Origin of the sequence: Thermoleptolyngbya sp. C42_A2020_037 (assembly GCF_015272455.1) — a bacterium.
GTDB lineage: Bacteria > Cyanobacteriota > Cyanobacteriia > Elainellales > Elainellaceae > Thermoleptolyngbya.
Genome location: NZ_JACYLP010000020.1, coordinates 1 through 17,865 on the forward strand (window position 1 = coordinate 1; position 17,865 = coordinate 17,865).

The 17,865-nt window shown below is 57.2% G+C and carries 13 protein-coding genes; 8 read left to right on the forward strand and 5 right to left on the reverse strand.

The annotated features are described in order from the left end of the window. Positions 1 to 320: 320 nt before the first annotated feature. From IGS16_RS06115 to IGS16_RS06125, 3 genes are all read right to left on the reverse strand, one after another. Positions 321 to 899 (reverse strand): Uma2 family endonuclease, encoded by a 579-nt coding sequence (locus IGS16_RS06115; RefSeq protein WP_297084228.1) that lies wholly within the window; start codon positions 897 to 899, stop codon positions 321 to 323. A 93-nt stretch (positions 900 to 992) separates the two neighbouring features. Next, positions 993 to 3,581 carry a bifunctional aconitate hydratase 2/2-methylisocitrate dehydratase gene (gene acnB, locus IGS16_RS06120; protein WP_297084229.1) on the reverse strand — a complete coding sequence of 863 codons (2,589 nt, stop codon included), beginning with the start codon at positions 3,579 to 3,581 and terminating at the stop codon, positions 993 to 995. Between the two features lie 196 nt (positions 3,582 to 3,777). After that, the gene (locus tag IGS16_RS06125) at positions 3,778 to 3,984 is read right to left on the reverse strand and encodes an RNA-binding S4 domain-containing protein (RefSeq protein WP_297084231.1); all 207 of its coding nucleotides are present in this window, start codon (positions 3,982 to 3,984) and stop codon (positions 3,778 to 3,780) included. A 275-nt stretch (positions 3,985 to 4,259) separates the two neighbouring features. Here IGS16_RS06125 and IGS16_RS06130 point away from each other — a divergent pair, with 275 nt between their 5' ends. Next, on the forward strand, positions 4,260 to 4,682 hold the full coding sequence (locus IGS16_RS06130; protein ID WP_172354645.1) for a DUF2721 domain-containing protein: 423 nt from the start codon (positions 4,260 to 4,262) through the stop codon (positions 4,680 to 4,682). A gap of 135 nt (positions 4,683 to 4,817) precedes the next feature. Here IGS16_RS06130 and gltB read toward each other — a convergent pair whose 3' ends face one another. Together gltB and IGS16_RS06140 are read right to left on the reverse strand one after the other, a co-directional pair. Beyond that, positions 4,818 to 9,470, reverse strand: coding sequence for a glutamate synthase large subunit (gltB, locus tag IGS16_RS06135; RefSeq protein ID WP_367185737.1), 4,653 nt, complete (start codon positions 9,468 to 9,470; stop codon positions 4,818 to 4,820). Positions 9,471 to 10,103: 633 nt separating this feature from the next. After that, complete coding sequence (locus IGS16_RS06140) at positions 10,104 to 10,589, reverse strand: hypothetical protein (protein ID WP_367185739.1); 486 nt, start codon at positions 10,587 to 10,589, stop codon at positions 10,104 to 10,106. 778 nt (positions 10,590 to 11,367) lie between these two features. Between IGS16_RS06140 and IGS16_RS06145 the strand changes: the two genes are divergently transcribed. The 7 genes from IGS16_RS06145 to IGS16_RS06175 all read left to right on the forward strand — a co-directional run bounded on the left by IGS16_RS06145 (position 11,368) and on the right by IGS16_RS06175 (position 17,624). Next, positions 11,368 to 12,000 carry a hypothetical protein gene (locus IGS16_RS06145; RefSeq protein ID WP_297084235.1) on the forward strand — a complete coding sequence of 211 codons (633 nt, stop codon included), beginning with the start codon at positions 11,368 to 11,370 and terminating at the stop codon, positions 11,998 to 12,000. Between the two features lie 233 nt (positions 12,001 to 12,233). Further along, positions 12,234 to 13,097, forward strand: a complete 864-nt coding sequence (locus tag IGS16_RS06150; protein WP_297084236.1) for a hypothetical protein — start codon at positions 12,234 to 12,236, stop codon at positions 13,095 to 13,097. A 157-nt stretch (positions 13,098 to 13,254) separates the two neighbouring features. After that, positions 13,255 to 13,866 carry a DUF6391 domain-containing protein gene (locus IGS16_RS06155; RefSeq protein ID WP_297084239.1) on the forward strand — a complete coding sequence of 204 codons (612 nt, stop codon included), beginning with the start codon at positions 13,255 to 13,257 and terminating at the stop codon, positions 13,864 to 13,866. 213 nt (positions 13,867 to 14,079) lie between these two features. Further along, positions 14,080 to 15,333, forward strand: a complete 1,254-nt coding sequence (locus IGS16_RS06160; RefSeq protein WP_297084242.1) for a cysteine desulfurase-like protein — start codon at positions 14,080 to 14,082, stop codon at positions 15,331 to 15,333. 69 nt (positions 15,334 to 15,402) lie between these two features. Further along, the gene (locus tag IGS16_RS06165; protein ID WP_297084244.1) at positions 15,403 to 15,696 is read left to right on the forward strand and encodes a hypothetical protein; all 294 of its coding nucleotides are present in this window, start codon (positions 15,403 to 15,405) and stop codon (positions 15,694 to 15,696) included. Between the two features lie 413 nt (positions 15,697 to 16,109). After that, entirely contained in the window at positions 16,110 to 17,261 is a 1,152-nt protein-coding gene (locus IGS16_RS06170; RefSeq protein ID WP_297084247.1) for a DUF3747 domain-containing protein, read from the forward strand. A gap of 177 nt (positions 17,262 to 17,438) precedes the next feature. Further along, entirely contained in the window at positions 17,439 to 17,624 is a 186-nt protein-coding gene (locus IGS16_RS06175) for a hypothetical protein (protein ID WP_297084249.1), read from the forward strand. Positions 17,625 to 17,865 lie beyond the last annotated feature (241 nt).

Here is a 17,865-nt window from a genome sequence, read left to right on the forward strand (position 1 = left end):
ACATTCTGCCCCCATTTTTTGTATGTTGAGCTATCTTTCAACACCTCTGGCGCTGGTGATGAATTTTCCCGTTAGTGTCCCTAGTTTTTCGTCACCTCGATCTGGCAATCTCTAAAACCCTGACAGCATGGTCACTCTTGCTTTGGTCGTTTTGACGGTGGCGAATAAATCGAGACACTAACGATCCTGCATTCCGAACCGCCCTCACCCCCAACTCATTCTCCATTTGAAAAAAGGGAAGCCGAACTCTAGGAGAGGGCTTCAAGACTTCGGCGCAACAGAAAATGGAGAGGGCGTATGTAGTGGCAACAGTTGCCGGGTTAATCACCCTCCAACTCAATCCCTTCGTGCAAATCAGCTAAACGAATCTCAAAGGGAATCGACGCTAGCAAAATACGGGCCTCTGCACAGTCGTATTCTGTAAACACCCATCGAAACGAATCTGTTCTGGAATACTGCTCAACATGAAGTGTGTATTGATCAATCAGCAGGTATTCCTGAAAGGTCGGAATCGTGCGATAGGCTAAAAAATTCTCGTCTCGATCGTAGCTTTTGGTCGATTTTGAAAGCACCTCAGCAATCATCATCGGATTCGTCAGCGTATCATTTCGCCCGGTTTGCCGAACCAGCGGACGCGGCACCACCATCACCTCTAGGTACGTATACAGTTGGCGATCAGGAATCCAGAGTCTTTGGTCAGAGGCGAAGATACTGTAGAGCTGACCCTTCAGGCTCACCCGCAACGCAGCATTCAAAATGCTGACAATTTCATTATGCTCCGGGGTTCCACCCGTCATAGGGACAATGACCCCGTTGATACACTCATGCCGAAGCTCAGAACTCACCTCCTGTTCCAGATACTCATCAGGCGTATAAAACCGTTTCTCTTCAGCTTGCATAATCACCAAAAAGCCAAAAGTTAGGGCAAGCCTTGCCTGCCCCAACTCTAGCTTAGAGAAATTTGCTCAAGTGAAACGCAGCCGCAATCAGCGTCAGATCGACGCAACGAGCTTTGCTTCTTCCTCTTTGGGAATCACGCGCCCCTCATCCTCAAATCCCACAATCTGGTCGAAGTTGAGATAGCGATAGAGGTCGCTGGCAAACGGGTCGATCTTCTTCGTCACAATCTCCATATACTCCTCCACCGTGGGAATACGACCCAGCAGGGCACACACCGCCGCCAATTCTGCCGAACCCAGGTAGACCTGTGCGCCTTTGCCCATGCGGTTGTTGAAGTTGCGGGTGGAGGTAGAGAACACCGTCACGCCGTCATCGACGCGGGCCTGGTTGCCCATGCAGAGCGAACAGCCGGGCATCTCTGTGCGGGCCCCCGCTGCGGCAAAGATGCCGTAATAACCCTCTTCGCGAAGCTGCTGCTCATCCATGCGGGTGGGCGGGGCAATCCACAGGCGCACCTTCACCGGGCCTGCGCCCTCTAGCACCTTCGCCGCCGCGCGATAGTGCCCAATATTCGTCATGCAGGAGCCAATGAAGACCTCGTGGATCGGATCGCCCGCACATTCCGACATTAGCTTGATATTGTCGGGGTCGTTGGGCGCGGCCACGATGGGTTCCTTCAGTTGATCTAGATCGACCTCGATAATGTCGGCGTATTCTGCATCGGGGTCAGCACTCATCAGCGACGGATTTGCCAGCCACGCCTCCATCTTGCGAACGCGGCGGAGGATCGTGCGGGCATCGCCATAGCCCCGTGCCACCATGTTCTTCAGCAGCGCCACATTGGACCGCAGGTATTCTGCCACCGTGGCCTCGCTCAGCTTGATGGTGCAGCCTGCGGCGGAGCGTTCGGCGGTTGCGTCCGTCAGTTCAAAGGCTTGCTCTAGTTGCAGATCTGGCAGTCCCTCCATTTCGATGATGCGACCGGAATAGACATTCTTCTTGTTTTCTTTGGCAACGGTCAGCTTGCCCTGCTGAATGGCAACGTAGGGAATTGCGTTCACCACGTCGCGCAGCGTTACGCCCGGTTGCAGCGTGCCCTTGAAGCGCACCAGCACCGATTCGGGCATGTCCAGCGGCATTACGCCCAGCGCAGCCGCGAAGGCCACCAGCCCAGAGCCAGCCGGGAAGGAAATGCCCAACGGGAAACGGGTGTGGGAGTCGCCGCCCGTACCCACCGTATCGGGCAGCAGCATCCGGTTTAGCCAGGAGTGGATGATGCCGTCGCCAGGGCGCAGGGATACGCCGCCGCGCGAGGTGATAAAGTCGGGCAGTTCGTGGTGGGTCTTGATATCAACGGGCTTGGGATAGGCGGCGGTGTGGCAGAAGCTCTGCATCACCAAGTCGGCGCTGAAGCCCAGGCAGGCAAGTTCCTTTAGCTCGTCGCGGGTCATGGGGCCGGTGGTGTCCTGAGAGCCAACGGTGGTCATGATTGGTTCGCAAGACGTACCGGGGCGCACGCCCGGAAGACCGCAGGCCTTGCCCACCATCTTTTGCGCCAGGGTGAAGCCTTTGCCGGTGTCGGCGGGCATTTGCGGGCGGATGAACAGGTCGCTGGGGGACAACCCTAGGGCCATGCGGGTTTTGTCGGTGAGCGATCGCCCAATCAGCAAGGGAATCCGTCCGCCTGCCCGCACCTCGTCCAGAATCGTGTCGGGCTTGAGCGTAAAGGTGGAGATCACCTCGCCCGCCTCGTTGGTGATTTCGCCTTTGTAGGGGTAGATGGTGATCACGTCGCCCGTTTCCATCTTCGTCACGTCGCACTCGATGGGCAATGCGCCAGAGTCTTCCATCGTGTTGAAGAAAATGGGCGCGATCTTACCCCCCAGGCAATAGCCGCCTGTGCGTTTGTTGGGCACAAAGGGGATGTCTTCGCCCATGTGCCAGAGGACGGAGTTGGTGGCGGATTTGCGAGACGATCCCGTGCCCACCACGTCCCCGACGTAGGCCACGGGATAGCCCTTTTTCTTCAGTTCTGCGATGGTTTCCAGGGAACCGGGCTGGCGCGTTTCCAGCATCACCGTCGCGTGGAGCGGAATGTCGGGGCGGGTGGTGGCGTGGGGCGCGGGCGAGAGATCGTCGGTGTTGGTTTCACCGGGCACTTTGAACACCGTCACCGTGATGGCTTCCGGCAGCGGCGGGCGGCTGGTGAACCAGTCTGCATTGGCCCAGGCGGTCATGATTTGCTGGGCTGATTCGTTGCCGCTTTCCGCTAGTTCCTGAATGTCATGAAACGCATCGTAGATTAACAGCGTCTTGCTGAGGGCGGCGGTGGCGGTAGCAACGACCTCTGCATTGGGCGAGTGCAGCAGGTCGATGAGCGATCGCACGTTGTAGCCCCCCATCATCGTGCCCAGCAGTTCCGTGGCGTATTGGGGCGAGATCAGTGGGCTGGAGGCTTCTCCCTTGGCGATCGCCGTTAGAAATCCCGCCTTCACATAAGCGGCCTGATCGACCCCCGGCGGAATGCGATCGCGCAGCAAACTCACCAAAAATTCTTCTTCACCCGCTGGTGGATGCTTCAGCAGTTCGCACAATTCGGACGTTTGCTCAGCAGACAGCGGCAGCGGCGGAATCCCCAGCGCTGCTCGCTCTGCGACATGGTTACGATAGGCTTCCAGCATGATTAATTCTTGCTCCCAAACACCAGCGAAAGGGCGTGAATGATGTTAAACCGATGTTGAACGGATTTCAAGCGAACCGATTTCAAGCGAACTAATTTCAAGAGCAACATCTTATCTCTACGCTAACGTGGCGAGAGTTATTGGTGAGCAGTTTGAGCATAGGGTCTGAAGGAACAGGTCAGTCCCTCATTCTCTCTCACTGCAAATTCACCACAAACTCTTCGCCTGCTATCGAAACGCGATCGCCCGCTACCAGTTTCCGTCCGCGCCGGGTTTCCACTGCGCCATTCACGCTGACTTCGCCAATTTGAACCAGCACCTTGGCTTCGCCGCCCGTGGGCACTGCCTGCACCCATTTCAGAAACTGATCGAGCCGGATGGTTTCGGGAGGAGGATTGTCCATAAGTAAAAGTCAAAAGAGGTCAGAGGGATATCCCTTTTGGATTTTAGATTGCCGATTTTGGCGGGAACCACCGTTGAGGGAGATAGAAGCCGGAACACCGAGAAACCGGAATACTTAGCAACCGGAATACTTAGCAACCGGAATACAGTGAAAAGCCTGCTACACCTGAGACACTACACCTGAGACACTACACCTGAGACTCTACGAGAGTCCCTCCCGTCATCATCGCTGATCCACTCGTTTTACCGCACTCCCGGATTCCTCGTTTTGCGCCGATGAATATCGACATCACCACTCCTGCAATCCTGTTTCCCACGATTTCGCTGCTGCTGCTGGCCTACACAAACCGCTTTGTGGCGCTGGCCAGCATTATCCGCAACCTGCACGCCAGCCACCAGAGCAAGCCTGACCCGATGCTGCGGCAGGAAATCGCCAGTCTGCGCTACCGCATCAAGCTGATTCGCAATATGCAGGCGTGGGGGGCAGCGAGTTTGCTGTTCAGCGTGATTTGCATTCTGCTGCTGTTTCTGGGGTTTGAAACGGCAGGGCGGTGGATGTTTGCCGTCAGCCTGGTGATGATGCTGATCTCACTAGCGCTGTCGCTGCGGGAAATCCAGCTTTCGGTCGTCGCCCTCGATCTGCACCTGCGGGATGTAGAACAGGAGCGAGAACGAGGGCGATCGCCCGACTATTTTTAGGCGCTCATAGGCGCTCGTAGGCGCTCGTAGGCGCTCGTAGGCGCTCGTAACTTTGGGCGCTTGTCTTTTCGGCACTCCTTAACCCGCTGCATCCGCAGAGGCGCGGCCCGAAACGCAGAACCCTACGGCGTGACTCTACGGCGTGGTCGTCAGCACCTTATCTTCCGCCGAAACCGCTTCCGGGCTATTGGCTTCCGACGGGGGAACCGCCTGCCAAAACTGGGGCAGATAGGTCGCCCAGTTCGCCAGAATGTGCTTGGCCTTGGCGCTGCCTGTGCGATCGGCGTGGGCTGCAATCAGGTCTTTCAACTGCTGTTCGCCGACGGGGCTGGTGACGCGCTGGATTTTGATAATCTCCGGGTTCACCTTGCTGGGGAAGCTGCCGTCTTCGTCCAGGAAGTAGGCCAGTCCGCCCGTCATGCCCGCGCCGACGTTGCGCCCGACCCTGCCCAGCACGACGATCACGCCGCCCGTCATGTATTCGCAGCAGTGGTCGCCTGCGCCTTCGATGACGGCACGACCGAGGGAATTCCGCACCGCAAAGCGCTCGCCCGCCTGGCCGCTGGCAAACAGGGTGCCGCCCGTTGCCCCATAGAGGCAAGTATTGCCGACGATCACGTTGCTGGCCGGGTCGAAGGTGGCTGCCGCTGGGGGCTGGATGATAATCTCGCCGCCGTGCATCCCCTTGCCCACATAGTCGTTGGCTTCGCCTTCCAGCTTCAGCGTCATGCCGGGGAGGTTGAACGCGCCAAAGCTCTGGCCAACGCTGCCCTGAAATTCCAGCGTCAGGTGTCCGGCAAAGCCCGTGTCGCCATACTGTTTGGCGATCGCCCCTGCGACTCGCGCTCCCACGCTGCGGTCGGTATTGACCACGCCGACTGTCTTGGTGAGGCTGGTTTGATTCTGAATCGCCGCCTGGACTGCGGGATCGGCCAGAATTTCGTCGTCCAGCACCGGGCCGTTGCTGTGAACCGTTTCGTGAACCAGCCAACTGCGGTCTTCGCGAGTATCGGGCAGATTGATCAGGCAGGACAGATCCAGCGCCTTGGTCTTGGTCAGCGCCACACCGTCGCGCACCTTCAGCAGGTCGGCGCGGCCGATGATCTCGTTGAGGGAGCGGTAGCCCAGCCGGGCCAGGAGCGATCGCGCTTCTTCGGCGATGAAATAGAAGAAGTTGACGACGTGTTCTGGCGTGCCGGGGAAGCGCTTCCGCAGTTCCTCTTTCTGGCTAGCCACGCCAACAGGACAGTTGTTGGTATGACAAATCCGCGCCATGATGCAGCCTTCAGCAATCATAGCGATGGAGCCAAAGCCAAACTCTTCGCCGCCCATCAGCGCCGCCATCACCACGTCCCAGCCCGTCTTGATGCCGCCATCGACGCGCAGCAGCACGCGATCGCGCAGTTTGTTTTCCATCAGCACGCGATGCACCTCAGTCAGCCCCAGTTCCCACGGGCTACCTGCGTGTTTGATGGAACTCAGCGGCGATGCGCCCGTGCCGCCGTCGTGGCCGGAGATTTGGATAATGTCGGCGTTTGCCTTGGCCACGCCCGCCGCCACCGTGCCAATGCCCACTTCCGACACCAGCTTCACCGACACCTGCGCCTGGGGATTGATTTGGTGCAGGTCGAAAATCAGTTGCTCTAGGTCTTCAATGGAATAGATGTCGTGGTGGGGCGGCGGCGAAATCAGCGTCACACCGGGCTTCGAGCGGCGCAGCATGGCAATGTAGGGGCTGACCTTGGGGCCCGGAAGCTGGCCGCCTTCACCAGGCTTAGCCCCTTGCGCCATCTTGATTTCAAGCTGACGGGCGCTCATCAGATACTCCGGCGTAACCCCAAATCGGCCAGAGGCGATTTGTTTGATCGCAGAGGCGGCGCGATCGCCATTCTTCAGTCCCCGCAAATGGGGTAGCGTTGGCGATAGTCCCTCACCATCTACGTCGTCCAGCACCTTGTAGCGCACGGGATCTTCGCCGCCCTCGCCAGAATTGGACTTGCCGCCGATGCGGTTCATGGCGATCGCCAGCGTTTCGTGTGCCTCCCGCGACAGCGCCCCCAGGGACATGCCGCCCGTGCAGAAGCGCTTGACAATTTCAGAAACGGGTTCCACTTCGTCGAACGGGATCGAGGGGCGATCGCTCTTAAAGTCCAGAAGATCGCGCAGAGCCGTCAGCGGCCGCTCTTCCAAGTACTTTTGGTACAGATCGTAGTGGTCGTAGTTCTTGGACTCCACCGCTTTATGCAGGTGCTTCGCCATTTCGGGGCTATTCATGTGATACTCGCCGCCAGGACGATATTGCACAAAGCCCATGTTTTCCAGTTTCTTGACCGATAGTTCTGGGAAGGCGCGACTGTGGAAGGACAGCACTTCGTTCGCCAGATCTGCCACGCTCAAGCCCCCCAGCCGCGAGGCTGTACCGTAGAAGCCTAGATGCAGCAGATCGCCGCCGATGCCGATCGCCTCGAAAATCTGCGCCCCGTGGTAGCTAGAGAGCAGGGAAATCCCCATCTTGGAGAGAATCTTCAGCAGGCCCGACTCGACCGACTTGCGGTAGTTTTGCTGTGCTTTTTCCACCGAGATTGCCTCAATCTTGCCGCGCTCCATCAGGCTTTGGGTCTTGGGATCGGCGTGCCAATGGCGCACCGTTTCAAACGCCAGATAGGGACATACGGCACTGGCTCCATAGCCGATTAGACAGGCAAAATGATGGGTACTCCAGCACTGGGCCGTGTCCACAATCAGCGAGGCCCGCATCCGCAAGCCTTGGCGGATCAGGTGGTGGTGAACTGCACCCACGGCCAGCAGCGGCGGGATGTAGCTGGTGCTGGCGCTGAGAGTTGTCGGGGAACCGTCAGACGATAGGCGATCGCTCAAAATCAGCACCGCCTTGCCCGACCGCACGGCTGCCGTCGCCTGCTGGCAGAGGTCATTCACCGCCTGCTGTAGCCCGTCGGGCCCGGCGGAAATGTTGAACAGGGTAGACAGACTGGCGGTTTCAAACTCTGAGTTGCGGATAAAGTCTAGCTCCGCGTTGTTCAACACAGGCGACTTGAGGCTGAGCAGATGGGCGTATTCCGGCTTTTCGTCCAGCAGGTTGCCGCGTGCGCCCAGTTCCATCGCCAGAGACATCACCAGCTTTTCGCGCAGCGGATCAATGGGCGGGTTCGTCACCTGGGCAAAGCGCTGCTTGAAATAGTCGTAGAGCAGGTGCGGCCTTTCAGACAGCACGGCCAGGGGAATGTCGTCACCCATGCAGAAGGTCGGCTCGCTGCCTTTCTGAGCCATGTCCTGGATCACCATCTCCACGTCTTCGGAGGTGTAGCCGAAGGCAGTTTGGTGGCGCAGCAGGGCCACGCTGTCCAGGTAGGATTCGGTGGTAAAGGGCTGGGGTTCTAACTCGCGGCGATTCTGCTTCAGCCATTCGCCGTAGGGCTGAGCCTGGGCCACGCGCTGCTTAATGTCCCAGTTTTTGAGGATTTCGTGAGATTGCAGGTCAACAGCGATCGCCTGTCCAGGCCCCAGACGCCCTTTCTCCACAATTTCTGCCTCTGGCAATGCCACGACTCCCGCTTCTGATGCCACGACGATGTAGCCATCGCGGGTAATCGCATAGCGGGCGGGTCGCAAGCCGTTTCGATCCAGCGACGCACCGACTTTCTTGCCATCGCTAAATACCAGCAACGCCGGGCCGTCCCACGGCTCCTGAATGCCGCTGTAGTATTCGTAAAAGTCCACAATTTCGGGGTGATCGGCCAGGTCGGGCTGATTGTTATAGGCCTCTGGAACCATCATCATCAGCGCCGCCAGCGGGTCGCGCCCCGATCGGACTAACAGTTCCATCACATTGTCCAGGTTGGCGGAGTCGCTGTTTTCTGGACGGACGGTCGGCTTCAGGTCTTTCAAGCGATCGCCCCAAATCGGATGACTGAGATCCGCTTCCCGCGCCATCATCCAGTTAATATTGCCCAGCAACGTATTGATTTCGCCGTTGTGCGCCAGCAGGCGCATCGGCTGAGCCAGCGGCCACTTGGGCATGGTGTTGGTGCTAAAGCGGCGATGGTAGGTGGCAAACGCGCTGGCGTAGAGCGGGTTCTGCAAATCCAGATAAAACTCGCCCAGCACGGCTGATCGCACCATGCCTTTGTAAACAACCGTGCGGTTCGAGAAAGAGCAGACGTAGAAGTCCTTAAGCGCTTCGGCATACTCGCCCTGATAATCCGCCAGCACGGACAGAATACGCTTGCGGGCCCAGTAGAGGTCGCGCTCTAGGTCGTCGCCAGAGTCAGTCGATTCCACCAGCACTTGCTCGATTTGCGGCTGGTTTTCTCGCGCCTGGATGCCCAGCACGCTTGGCTTGACGGGCACTTTGCGCCAGCCGAGGATCTTCAATCCACACTCCATCCAAACTTTGGTGGCCAGGTCGCGGGCGATCGCCGCTGCGGCCTCAGACTGCGGCAAAAACACCATGCCCAGCCCAAAATTCTCCGCTGCGGGCAGGCTGATCCCTTCCGCCTCACACCACTCGCGGATCAGTACCCAGGGAATGGCCGTCATGAGTCCTGCGCCATCGCCAGAATCCCGGTCAGCGCTACAGCCCCCCCGATGCTCCATACAAGACAACGCCACCAGCGCCTTTTGCACTAGGTCATGGCTTGCTCTACCTTGAGAATCGGCGATAAACCCGACCCCACAAGCGTCGCGCTCTTCCACCAGCCACCGCTGTCCCGCATAGCCCGTGGTTCCCTGCCCCATCCATTCGTTTTGGTTCACGCCTATTCCACCCATAGCAAATTTCAACGGAAAGACCTGTTTTGTAATAACCCTGAGATAACCCTAAATCAACCTGATCCCCAAACTGCTTTAGGCTCTGAGGTTGGGAACTAGTGAGCGTTTCAATCCGCCCGCTCCGGCAACGCGAATCTGCCCTCGGCTCCAGCAATCCCAGCCAATGTTTATTCCTTCTATCTCACCTCAGACGGTCTGCGCTGCATTAACCCGTACAGAGAAAACTGCTGAAGCCCTCCGCCCAAACGATCGCAACCGCCTCCAGCTATTCCACTCTAGGATTGGATTTCTTTCTGGAGAGACGCATACGTAACACTATGCCCAGGTATGCCCAGGTTTTGAGCCAACTTTTGAGAGAGGGCATTCTGAAAAACTGGCGCGGTGCCAAATGAAGGGCGATCGCTAGCAACCCCCTTGCCATTTCAGGTTGGAATATCTACCTACCAGGATAAAGTATGAATTCTAGGTGAAGCGATGCGGATTTTGCAACTGAAATCCTGCGTGCCTCTCAGAACGGCACGTCAAATTGAGATGCCTACGCACAGTACGGCACTTTTCACAGGTGCATAGATTCTTGAACTTCGGTTGCGAGCCGCCCAAAGTCTAGAAGCATGAATCCCAGAAGCACAAAGTCTAGAAGCGCAAACCAACCCCGCCCTGCACTGAAATCGCGGCGTTGTTGCCTTCGTCGTAGCCATCAAAGGCAAAAATTGCGTTGCCAAAGAGAACCAAATTGCTGTTGGGCAATGCGTGGTCAATACCGGGTTGCAGGACAAAGCTGCTCTGGTTGCCGATGGGCGAAGTGTCGTCTCCGCCACCCAGCATGATAGAAGCGCCCGCCCCAAGGTACAGATCGGTCTGCCAGTTCAACGGAATGTCGTAGGAAACCGTGGGCACAAAAGCGCTGCGATCGCTCAATAGCAACTGCGCCCGAATGGAGAGGGGCACTCGCAGCAGCTTGTAGCGGGCCGCAATCACCGCCCCCGAAGCCGAATCTTCGCCAAACGCATCGTCGCCCTCCGTTAATCCAAAGGAGCCGCCAATCCCCACGTAGCTGCCGTAAGCCGCCTGTGCCTGCGCTGGGGCAATTCGCGAAGCGATCCCTACGGAAATCGCCATCAGCGACAGCCCACCCGACAGGGCCACCCCCCTCAGCACGGCTCCGAACTGAGCAGTTGATAGTGTATCGAGCGCTGCATGAAGCTGGCGAAAACTGCGGGAAAAGAAGGCGGCGCAACGGTTCATACCAATTTCCTCACACTACAAAGCGCTGGGCAATAGTTGGGCAGTAGTTTTCAAATCAGGTCGGGGGTTCGGAATTTGCAAACTTGGAACTTACAGCTTCAGGATTACAGTCTCAAGAATCTCTCAAGAATCTATGGATAACCCCGCAAGCTAGTAGGGATACAAAAATCCATACATGGTCAAACAGCAACCCAAAATCATCCCTGCTTCTTGATACTTAGCGCTTTAGATACCTTTTAGAAATGACCACTAGCCGCAAGTACAACACCCAAGCAAGTCGCCAGCGAAAAAGTTTTTTGCGCCTTGAGGCTGCAACTCAAAAAGCTGGGGATAATTGAGCAAAAACTTGATCCGTCAGGGCTGAAACAGTTTTAAAAAATGGCAACGAATTTCTAGGACAAGATTCATCTAATAAGATTTAACTACCAAACATTAGCTCATCTTTGAGCAAGAGATCCAGTTTTTTTGAAAAAATCTGCAACTTCTGCGCTAAAAGTTGGATGTTATTCCAGCTTTCAGTCTGTGCAGATTTTCCACAGCCCTCAATTCCCCACCTGATCCGCTCTAGCACCCCGCATCTCAATCCAGTGCAACTCTTCTAAATCAAAATGGGAACCCTAGCACCAACACCCTTGCAACTTGCCCAAAGCCCATGAAACCATTCACCTTACCCACCCGCTTCCCGACTCCGATGCCTGTCTCTGCCCAATGGCTCTTGGCGATCGCCGCTGCGGCCTCTGTTCTAGGAGTGGCTATGCCCGCTGGACTGGCTCAGGAACGCCAGGGTTGTTTCATGATTACCCAAACGGGTCGGCTCATCGACCTATCTGATATTTGCCCCTCTGCTCAGCCCTTTACGCCACCGGCCCAAGCCAGTTCTACACCAACCCTCGGCACCGGCGATATTCAGGTCACGCTGCGGTGGACGACGACTGACGACCTGGATTTGGCAGTCCGCGACCCATCGGGCAACATAGTTGCGTACTATAACCGCAGTGTGCCTTCTGGCGGCCAGCTCGACGTAGACGCAAACGCAGGCTGTGGAGAGCAAAACACCAGCCCCATTGAAAATATTTTCTGGCCGTCGGGCGGGGCACCCCAGGGGCAGTTTTCTATTGAAGTGAATCTGTTCACTCGCTGCCCTGGCGGGGGCGGTGGCAGCATCCCCTTTAACCTGACGCTGCTCGTCCAGGGCACAACCCGCACAATCGAAGGCTCCGTCAGCGATCAGCAGCCCGTTGCGAACTTCCCCTTCTCGCTGCCCACGCAGGCCGCACAGCGCTAGTCCTTGAAAGCAGAACCCTGCGGGTCGCTAAACCGATGAAGTTCAGCCAAATCCGAAGTTTCTGCATTATCTTTAATAGATATCAGCGGATGGGTTGTGTTAGGGCAGGTTAATCAAGCCTGTCTGGTCAGGTTTATGGGTTGGTGAATTAGCATCTTGAAATTGGCATTGTGGACGGGTCGTAAAGGATTATAGGTTTTTGGGGGGCTGATATGCGCCGAACTGCTCTGGTTATGGTTTTAGGAACGCTTGCACTGTGGCTGGGAAGCTGTAGGAGTGCGCCGGAAGAGCCTGCGGCGACAGCGCCTACAGACCCAAACGCGCCTGCGGAACCCGGAGCCGTCGTAGATCCAAATGCACCCGCAGACCCTAATGCAGCAGCCGATCCAAACGCAATGCCTGCCGATCCGGCTGCGGTTCCAGCGGCTCCTGCCACCGCCCCAACCACGGCAACTGCTCCCTCTCCTGGACTGCCTGCGGGCACGCTGCCCCCCGAACTCATCGCTTCTACCAATCCCCAGGCGCGTGTTCAAGAAGTGCAGCGCAATCGCCCCGATCCCTTTGCCCAGGTTACGGTTACGCCAGTGGTGGTTGAGTCCCCAAATCGAAATGGGGCAACGACTCGTCCCTTTGTTACACCTGCGGGACAGGGTGTGCGAGTGCCGCCGCTGGCAACAGGGCGTGTGCCTTCGCTACCGGGCGGGCAGGCCGGTACGGGAGTTGGGGCAGCGGGGACAGGTACGCCTTCGGGAACCGGGCAACTGGCCCCAATTCCCAACCTAACGGGGCAAGCGCTAAATGGCCCGACCCAGCGCCCGGCCCCGCCGCCGCCGCCCCAGCCAACCATAGCCCGCGCGGTTAAGGTGATGGGGGTGATTCAGATTGGCAATACGGCTCACGCAATTGTGCAGGCTCCGAACGAGCCGACCAGTCGCTATGTCCGAGTGGGGCAGCGATTGTCGAATGGTGAGGTGTTGGTGAAGCGAATCGAGATGAATCGCGGTGCTGAGGAACCGGTGGTGGTGCTAGAGCAATTTGGTATAGAAGTGCCGATTGCTGTTGGGGAGGGTGGGCCACCGCCTAGTCCCGGAGCGTAGCTCAATGCTGGATTGATTGCTGCACGCTCCTGGGGTCTGGGTTCTGTTTGCCTGGTGTTGCTTGCATCGCTTGTTTCGTAATGTTTGCTTGCAATTTGGCGTGTGCAGAGAGTTTAGTTCAATGCACACGCCTGCTTTTTCTCTAAAGGAGATTGTCATGACTGCAACTGCATCAACCGCAAATCATGCGCCCTTCGGCTTTGCGCCTGTGCCAACGCAGGATGCTGATTTTTTGCGGCAGCTTTCCTTTGTGCCGGGGCTAAAGGAACTGCTGACGGTGCGCCAGGTTCATGCACTGGAACATGCGACGGTGTGGGTGCTGAGTGAGATGGCGGGTGGGTTGGTAGATGGCGGTATGGGCGATCGCCTCGGTGGCATGTCTACCGAAACGGGCTTTTACATTTATGGAGCAGTTGACACTGAGCAACTGCGCCGGGCGGCCCAGACGGCGCTGCATCGGCTAGTGGGGGGCGAGTGGAATCTGGCCGTGCATCCCCGCTGCGGCACGAATCTATCGGTGGGAATTTTGCTGACGGCGGGGCTGCTGATGGGCGCTCAACTGGTGCTGCCCAAAGATCCGCTGGGGCAGATTTTGGGGCTGGGGCTGGCGGCGACTGCTGCCGCAGGCATTGCGCCAGATGCAGGGCAAATTGCCCAGCGCTACCTGACGACGGCAATTCCGTTTAACCTGGTGATTCAATCAGTAGAAAACCAGGGCGATCGCTGGGGACAGCCAACCCATTTTGTGCGCGTGGCCTGGGTAGATTAGAGCGGCAGGTTAGATAGCAGGACTTACGCACTTGCGATAAGCTCTTTGGATTTTGGACAATTTCTCGCGGGCTGCGACCGCGAGAAATTGTCCAACTGCGTAGGTTCTAAATAGTTGTATTGGGGATAGAAGGGCGATCGCCGGGTATTCTGGACTAGGCTTATGCGGTCTTGTTCTGAACCCAACTATCGCCCAACTATCCTAGTATTCGCCATGCTCACGACTGCTCGTCCGCTCCAGCTTGACTACGTCCGCGCCCAGTTTCCAGCTTTGGCAGGAGAGTGGGTGTTTTTTGACAATGCGGGCGGTTCCCAAACCCTGAAGCGGGTTGCGGATCGCATCAGCGATTATCTGCTGACGACCAATGTGCAGCTTGGCGCATCCTACGACGTGTCGCAGCAATCGACTGCGCGGGTTGCTGAAGCAGCCCAAGCCGTCGCAATGTTGATCAATGCTGCTGACCCCAGCGAAGTGGTGATGGGCGGCTCTACCACGTTGCTGCTGCGGATCTTGTCGTTGTGCCTGGGGCAGACCTTTTGCCCTGGTGATGAAATCATCGTCACAAATTGCGACCATGAATCTAACATTGGCTGCTGGCTGGACTTGCGGAAGCAGGGCATCATCGTCAAGTCTTGGAATCTGAATCCAGAAACGCTCCAGCTTGATCTGGACACACTGGCACAGCTAATGACCCCACGCACTCGGCTGGTGGCGCTGACCCATGTTTCCAATATCCTGGGCACGATTAACCCAATTCGCCAAATCGCCGACTTGGTGCATGAGCGCGGCGCGATGATCTGCGTGGATGGCGTGGCCTATGCGCCCCATCGCCGGGTGGATGTGCAGGCACTGGACGTGGATTTTTACGTATTCAGCTTTTATAAGGTCTATGGGCCGCACTACGCGCTGATGTACGGCAAGCGGGAACACCTGCTGACTATGCCAGGAATCAATCACTACTTCATCGGCCAGGAAACGATTCCCTACAAGTTTCAGCCTGGAAATGTGAATTTTGAACTGAGCTATGGCGCGGCGGGCATTGTGGATTATCTAAGCGAGCTGGCGGTGCAGCATGGCAGCGATCGCCCCGCCAGTGACCTCTCCGGCCGCCTCAGCGAGGCCTTCGACCGCATTGCCGAGCATGAGGAGCAACTGAGCGATCGCCTTCTGAGCTATCTCCACAGCCAGCCCCGCGTGAAACTCTGGGGCGACCCCACCGCAGACCGAGATCGTCGCGTGCCCACCATTGCCTTTACGGTCGGTCAACTCAACAGCGCTACCATTCCCCCACAGATCGATCAGCATCACATCGGCATCCGCTATGGGGATTTCTATGCTCGACGGCTGATCGAAGACCTGGATCTGGCGCAGCAAAACGGCGTGGTGCGCGTTAGCATGGTGCATTACAACACCCTGGAAGAGTGCGATCGCCTGATTGCCGCCCTTGATCCGATCATTGGCAGCTAGAGAAACGTAATGGGGCAATGGAGTGATACAGTGTTGAACCGAAAGCAACCCCAACCCTCCACCCCCTGCATGTCTCCCGGAACCCGCCTGGAACAATATACCCTCAAGCGCCCCAGCGAAGTGTTGCTGGTGACTGCCCGCACGGCCGACGGTGACGATCAGGTCGCCATTTTTCGCGGCTTTTCCAGTTCGCTGATGCGCCCTACGGCCTATGATCCTGACGTTCCCGTGCTGCCACCAGATGCAGAGATTCTCAGCATCGATCGCCTCCAGGGGCCCTATGACCCGGCAAATCCAGTCTATCTTCAGCAAGGGCTAAGCTGGGGCGAAATTCAGGAATTGCTGATCAATCTGGGGCTATAGTCTGGGGTTAGAACGGGGAAAAAACGAGGGAAAAACTTTCTCTCCCTGTGGCGAAACTTCTACAGCAGGAGCCGCGTCACTAGATTCACAAGCTTTCACCCAGGGATTGCAAACCGCCTGAACCGGGCGCAGTGTGGTCAACTCAGTGGCGATCGCCTTTTCTTTGCAAGGCAAGCTGCGGAGATTGACCCCTGGCTTTTGCGTGCGATCGCGCTAGCACGCAGACCAAACAATCTCGCTGCTCGTTAAAAATTCGAGCAAATTTCTGCGGATCTGCGGAAGCACCCAGTGGAAAAGTTTGATAATTTTGCCGAATTTTCGGCCCATCTACCGAACTCAGGATTACGCTTTTAGGCACGCTCTTATGAATCAGGGAAAACGCCACACCTTGAACATCCACATCGAGAGAGAGTATGGAACGTCCACACTGGTTGTCCCTCACCGCCCTGACCGCCCTGAGCTTGGGCGTGGGTGGTTTAAACGAACAGGCGATCGCCACCACCTTCAACAACACCCAGGTTGACCAAAGCCGCTTTGTGGTGCTGGGCAGCGCAGGTGGCAGTCGCATCACCATTTTGGAACAGGTCAGCAATGCCCGCGCTTGCTGGCAAGAATCGAGCAATGGCACCGTTGATGCCCTGATGACCCGGTTTGACTTTACGGGCATTTGCGCCCGCGCCACCGACCGCAACGGCTACTCGGTGCGCGTTGGCGGACAGGATCTGGGTCTGCAATACACCCTCCGCACTGTGACTCAGGGCAACCAAATCATCCTCTATGCCCAGCCCAGCAGCGGCAGCGGCACGTTGGAAATTGGTCGATCTCGCAGCGCTGCCAGCGGCTTCAACCGAATTCAGCTCAACCCCGGCTGGTATCTTAGCCGCCGCGTGTTCAATGGGCAGCCTCTAGGGCATCTGTACCTGACCAATGACCTGTCGCTGGCGGCGCTGACCAGTGCCTCGCGCCCAATCGCCACGAACCCTGCACCCGTTACGCCGCGTCCCACAACGCCCGCACCCTCCCCTGCGCCAATCGTGGTCACGCCCGCACCTCAGCCGTCTCGACCTATTGGCACCGCCCCAGTTGAGATTCCTGTGCCGCCCCCGGCCTCCGGCGTTGTGGTAACTCGACCCACCCCCACACCTGCGCCCAGCACCGGGTCGCCCACCATTGTGAACGGCATTCCTCTGCCGCCGCCGCCGCCGTCGGTCAGCGCACCCGAATCGGTGGCAGTGCTTCCTGTGCCGTCGCTGCCGCCTGTGCCGCTGGGACAAACCCCGCCTGGTCAGGTTGGTTCTGCCCGGCCCCCTGTGTTTACCGGATCGCCTCAGCCTGCGTCGCCGTTGGCCTCTTCGCTGGGCTTTAGCTTCCGGGTGGTGGTGAATGGCAGTTCTCCCGACGTGCAAACTCGCGTGCGCTCTATTGTGCCCGATGCATTCCGCACAGTGATTAATGGACAGGTCGTGATGCAAGCAGGTCTATTCCGCGATCGCGCCACGGCTGATCAAATGCTGCAACGGCTCAGCAGCGCAAACTTGCAGGCGGCCGTAGTGCCAGTCAATTAGCAACAACGCTAACGGTGTTTGGAGTGGTGGAGTGATAGGGTGGGAGGAAAAAAAGAGAAGAGAAAAGAGAAAAAGGAAGAGGTTTTGTTTTTCGCTCTTCGTTCTTCGTTCTTCCTTTTTCGTTCTTCGTTCTTCCTTTTCCATCTCTCCCCAACACCCCAACACTCCTAACCCCTTATGTCTCAACTGACGCCCGAAGAACTCGCCGAATGGCAGCGTGTGCTGGATGCGGCGAACTACAACAATATTTTTTGCCACTGCCGCCAGTGCGATCGCGAATGGGTTGCTTCCACAGAAGCCCCTTGCACCTGCGGCAGTATTCGCGTGGAATATATTGCCTGTTGGCAATTTCCAGATGACTAGCGCCTGCTGGCAATTTCCAGATGACTAGCGCCTGCTGGCAATTTCCAGATGACTAGCGCCTGCTGGCAATTTCCAGATGATTAGCGCCTGCTGGAATCTAAAATCGCCAATCTAAAATCCAAAATCGCCAGAACTGCGATCGCCCAGTCGCCTTAACCTAAAGATCGCCATTTCTTAACGTAAACCCCTACTAGAGGATTATCAGTTCTTAACGCTCAGCCGCTACGCTACCTGTGTTTAA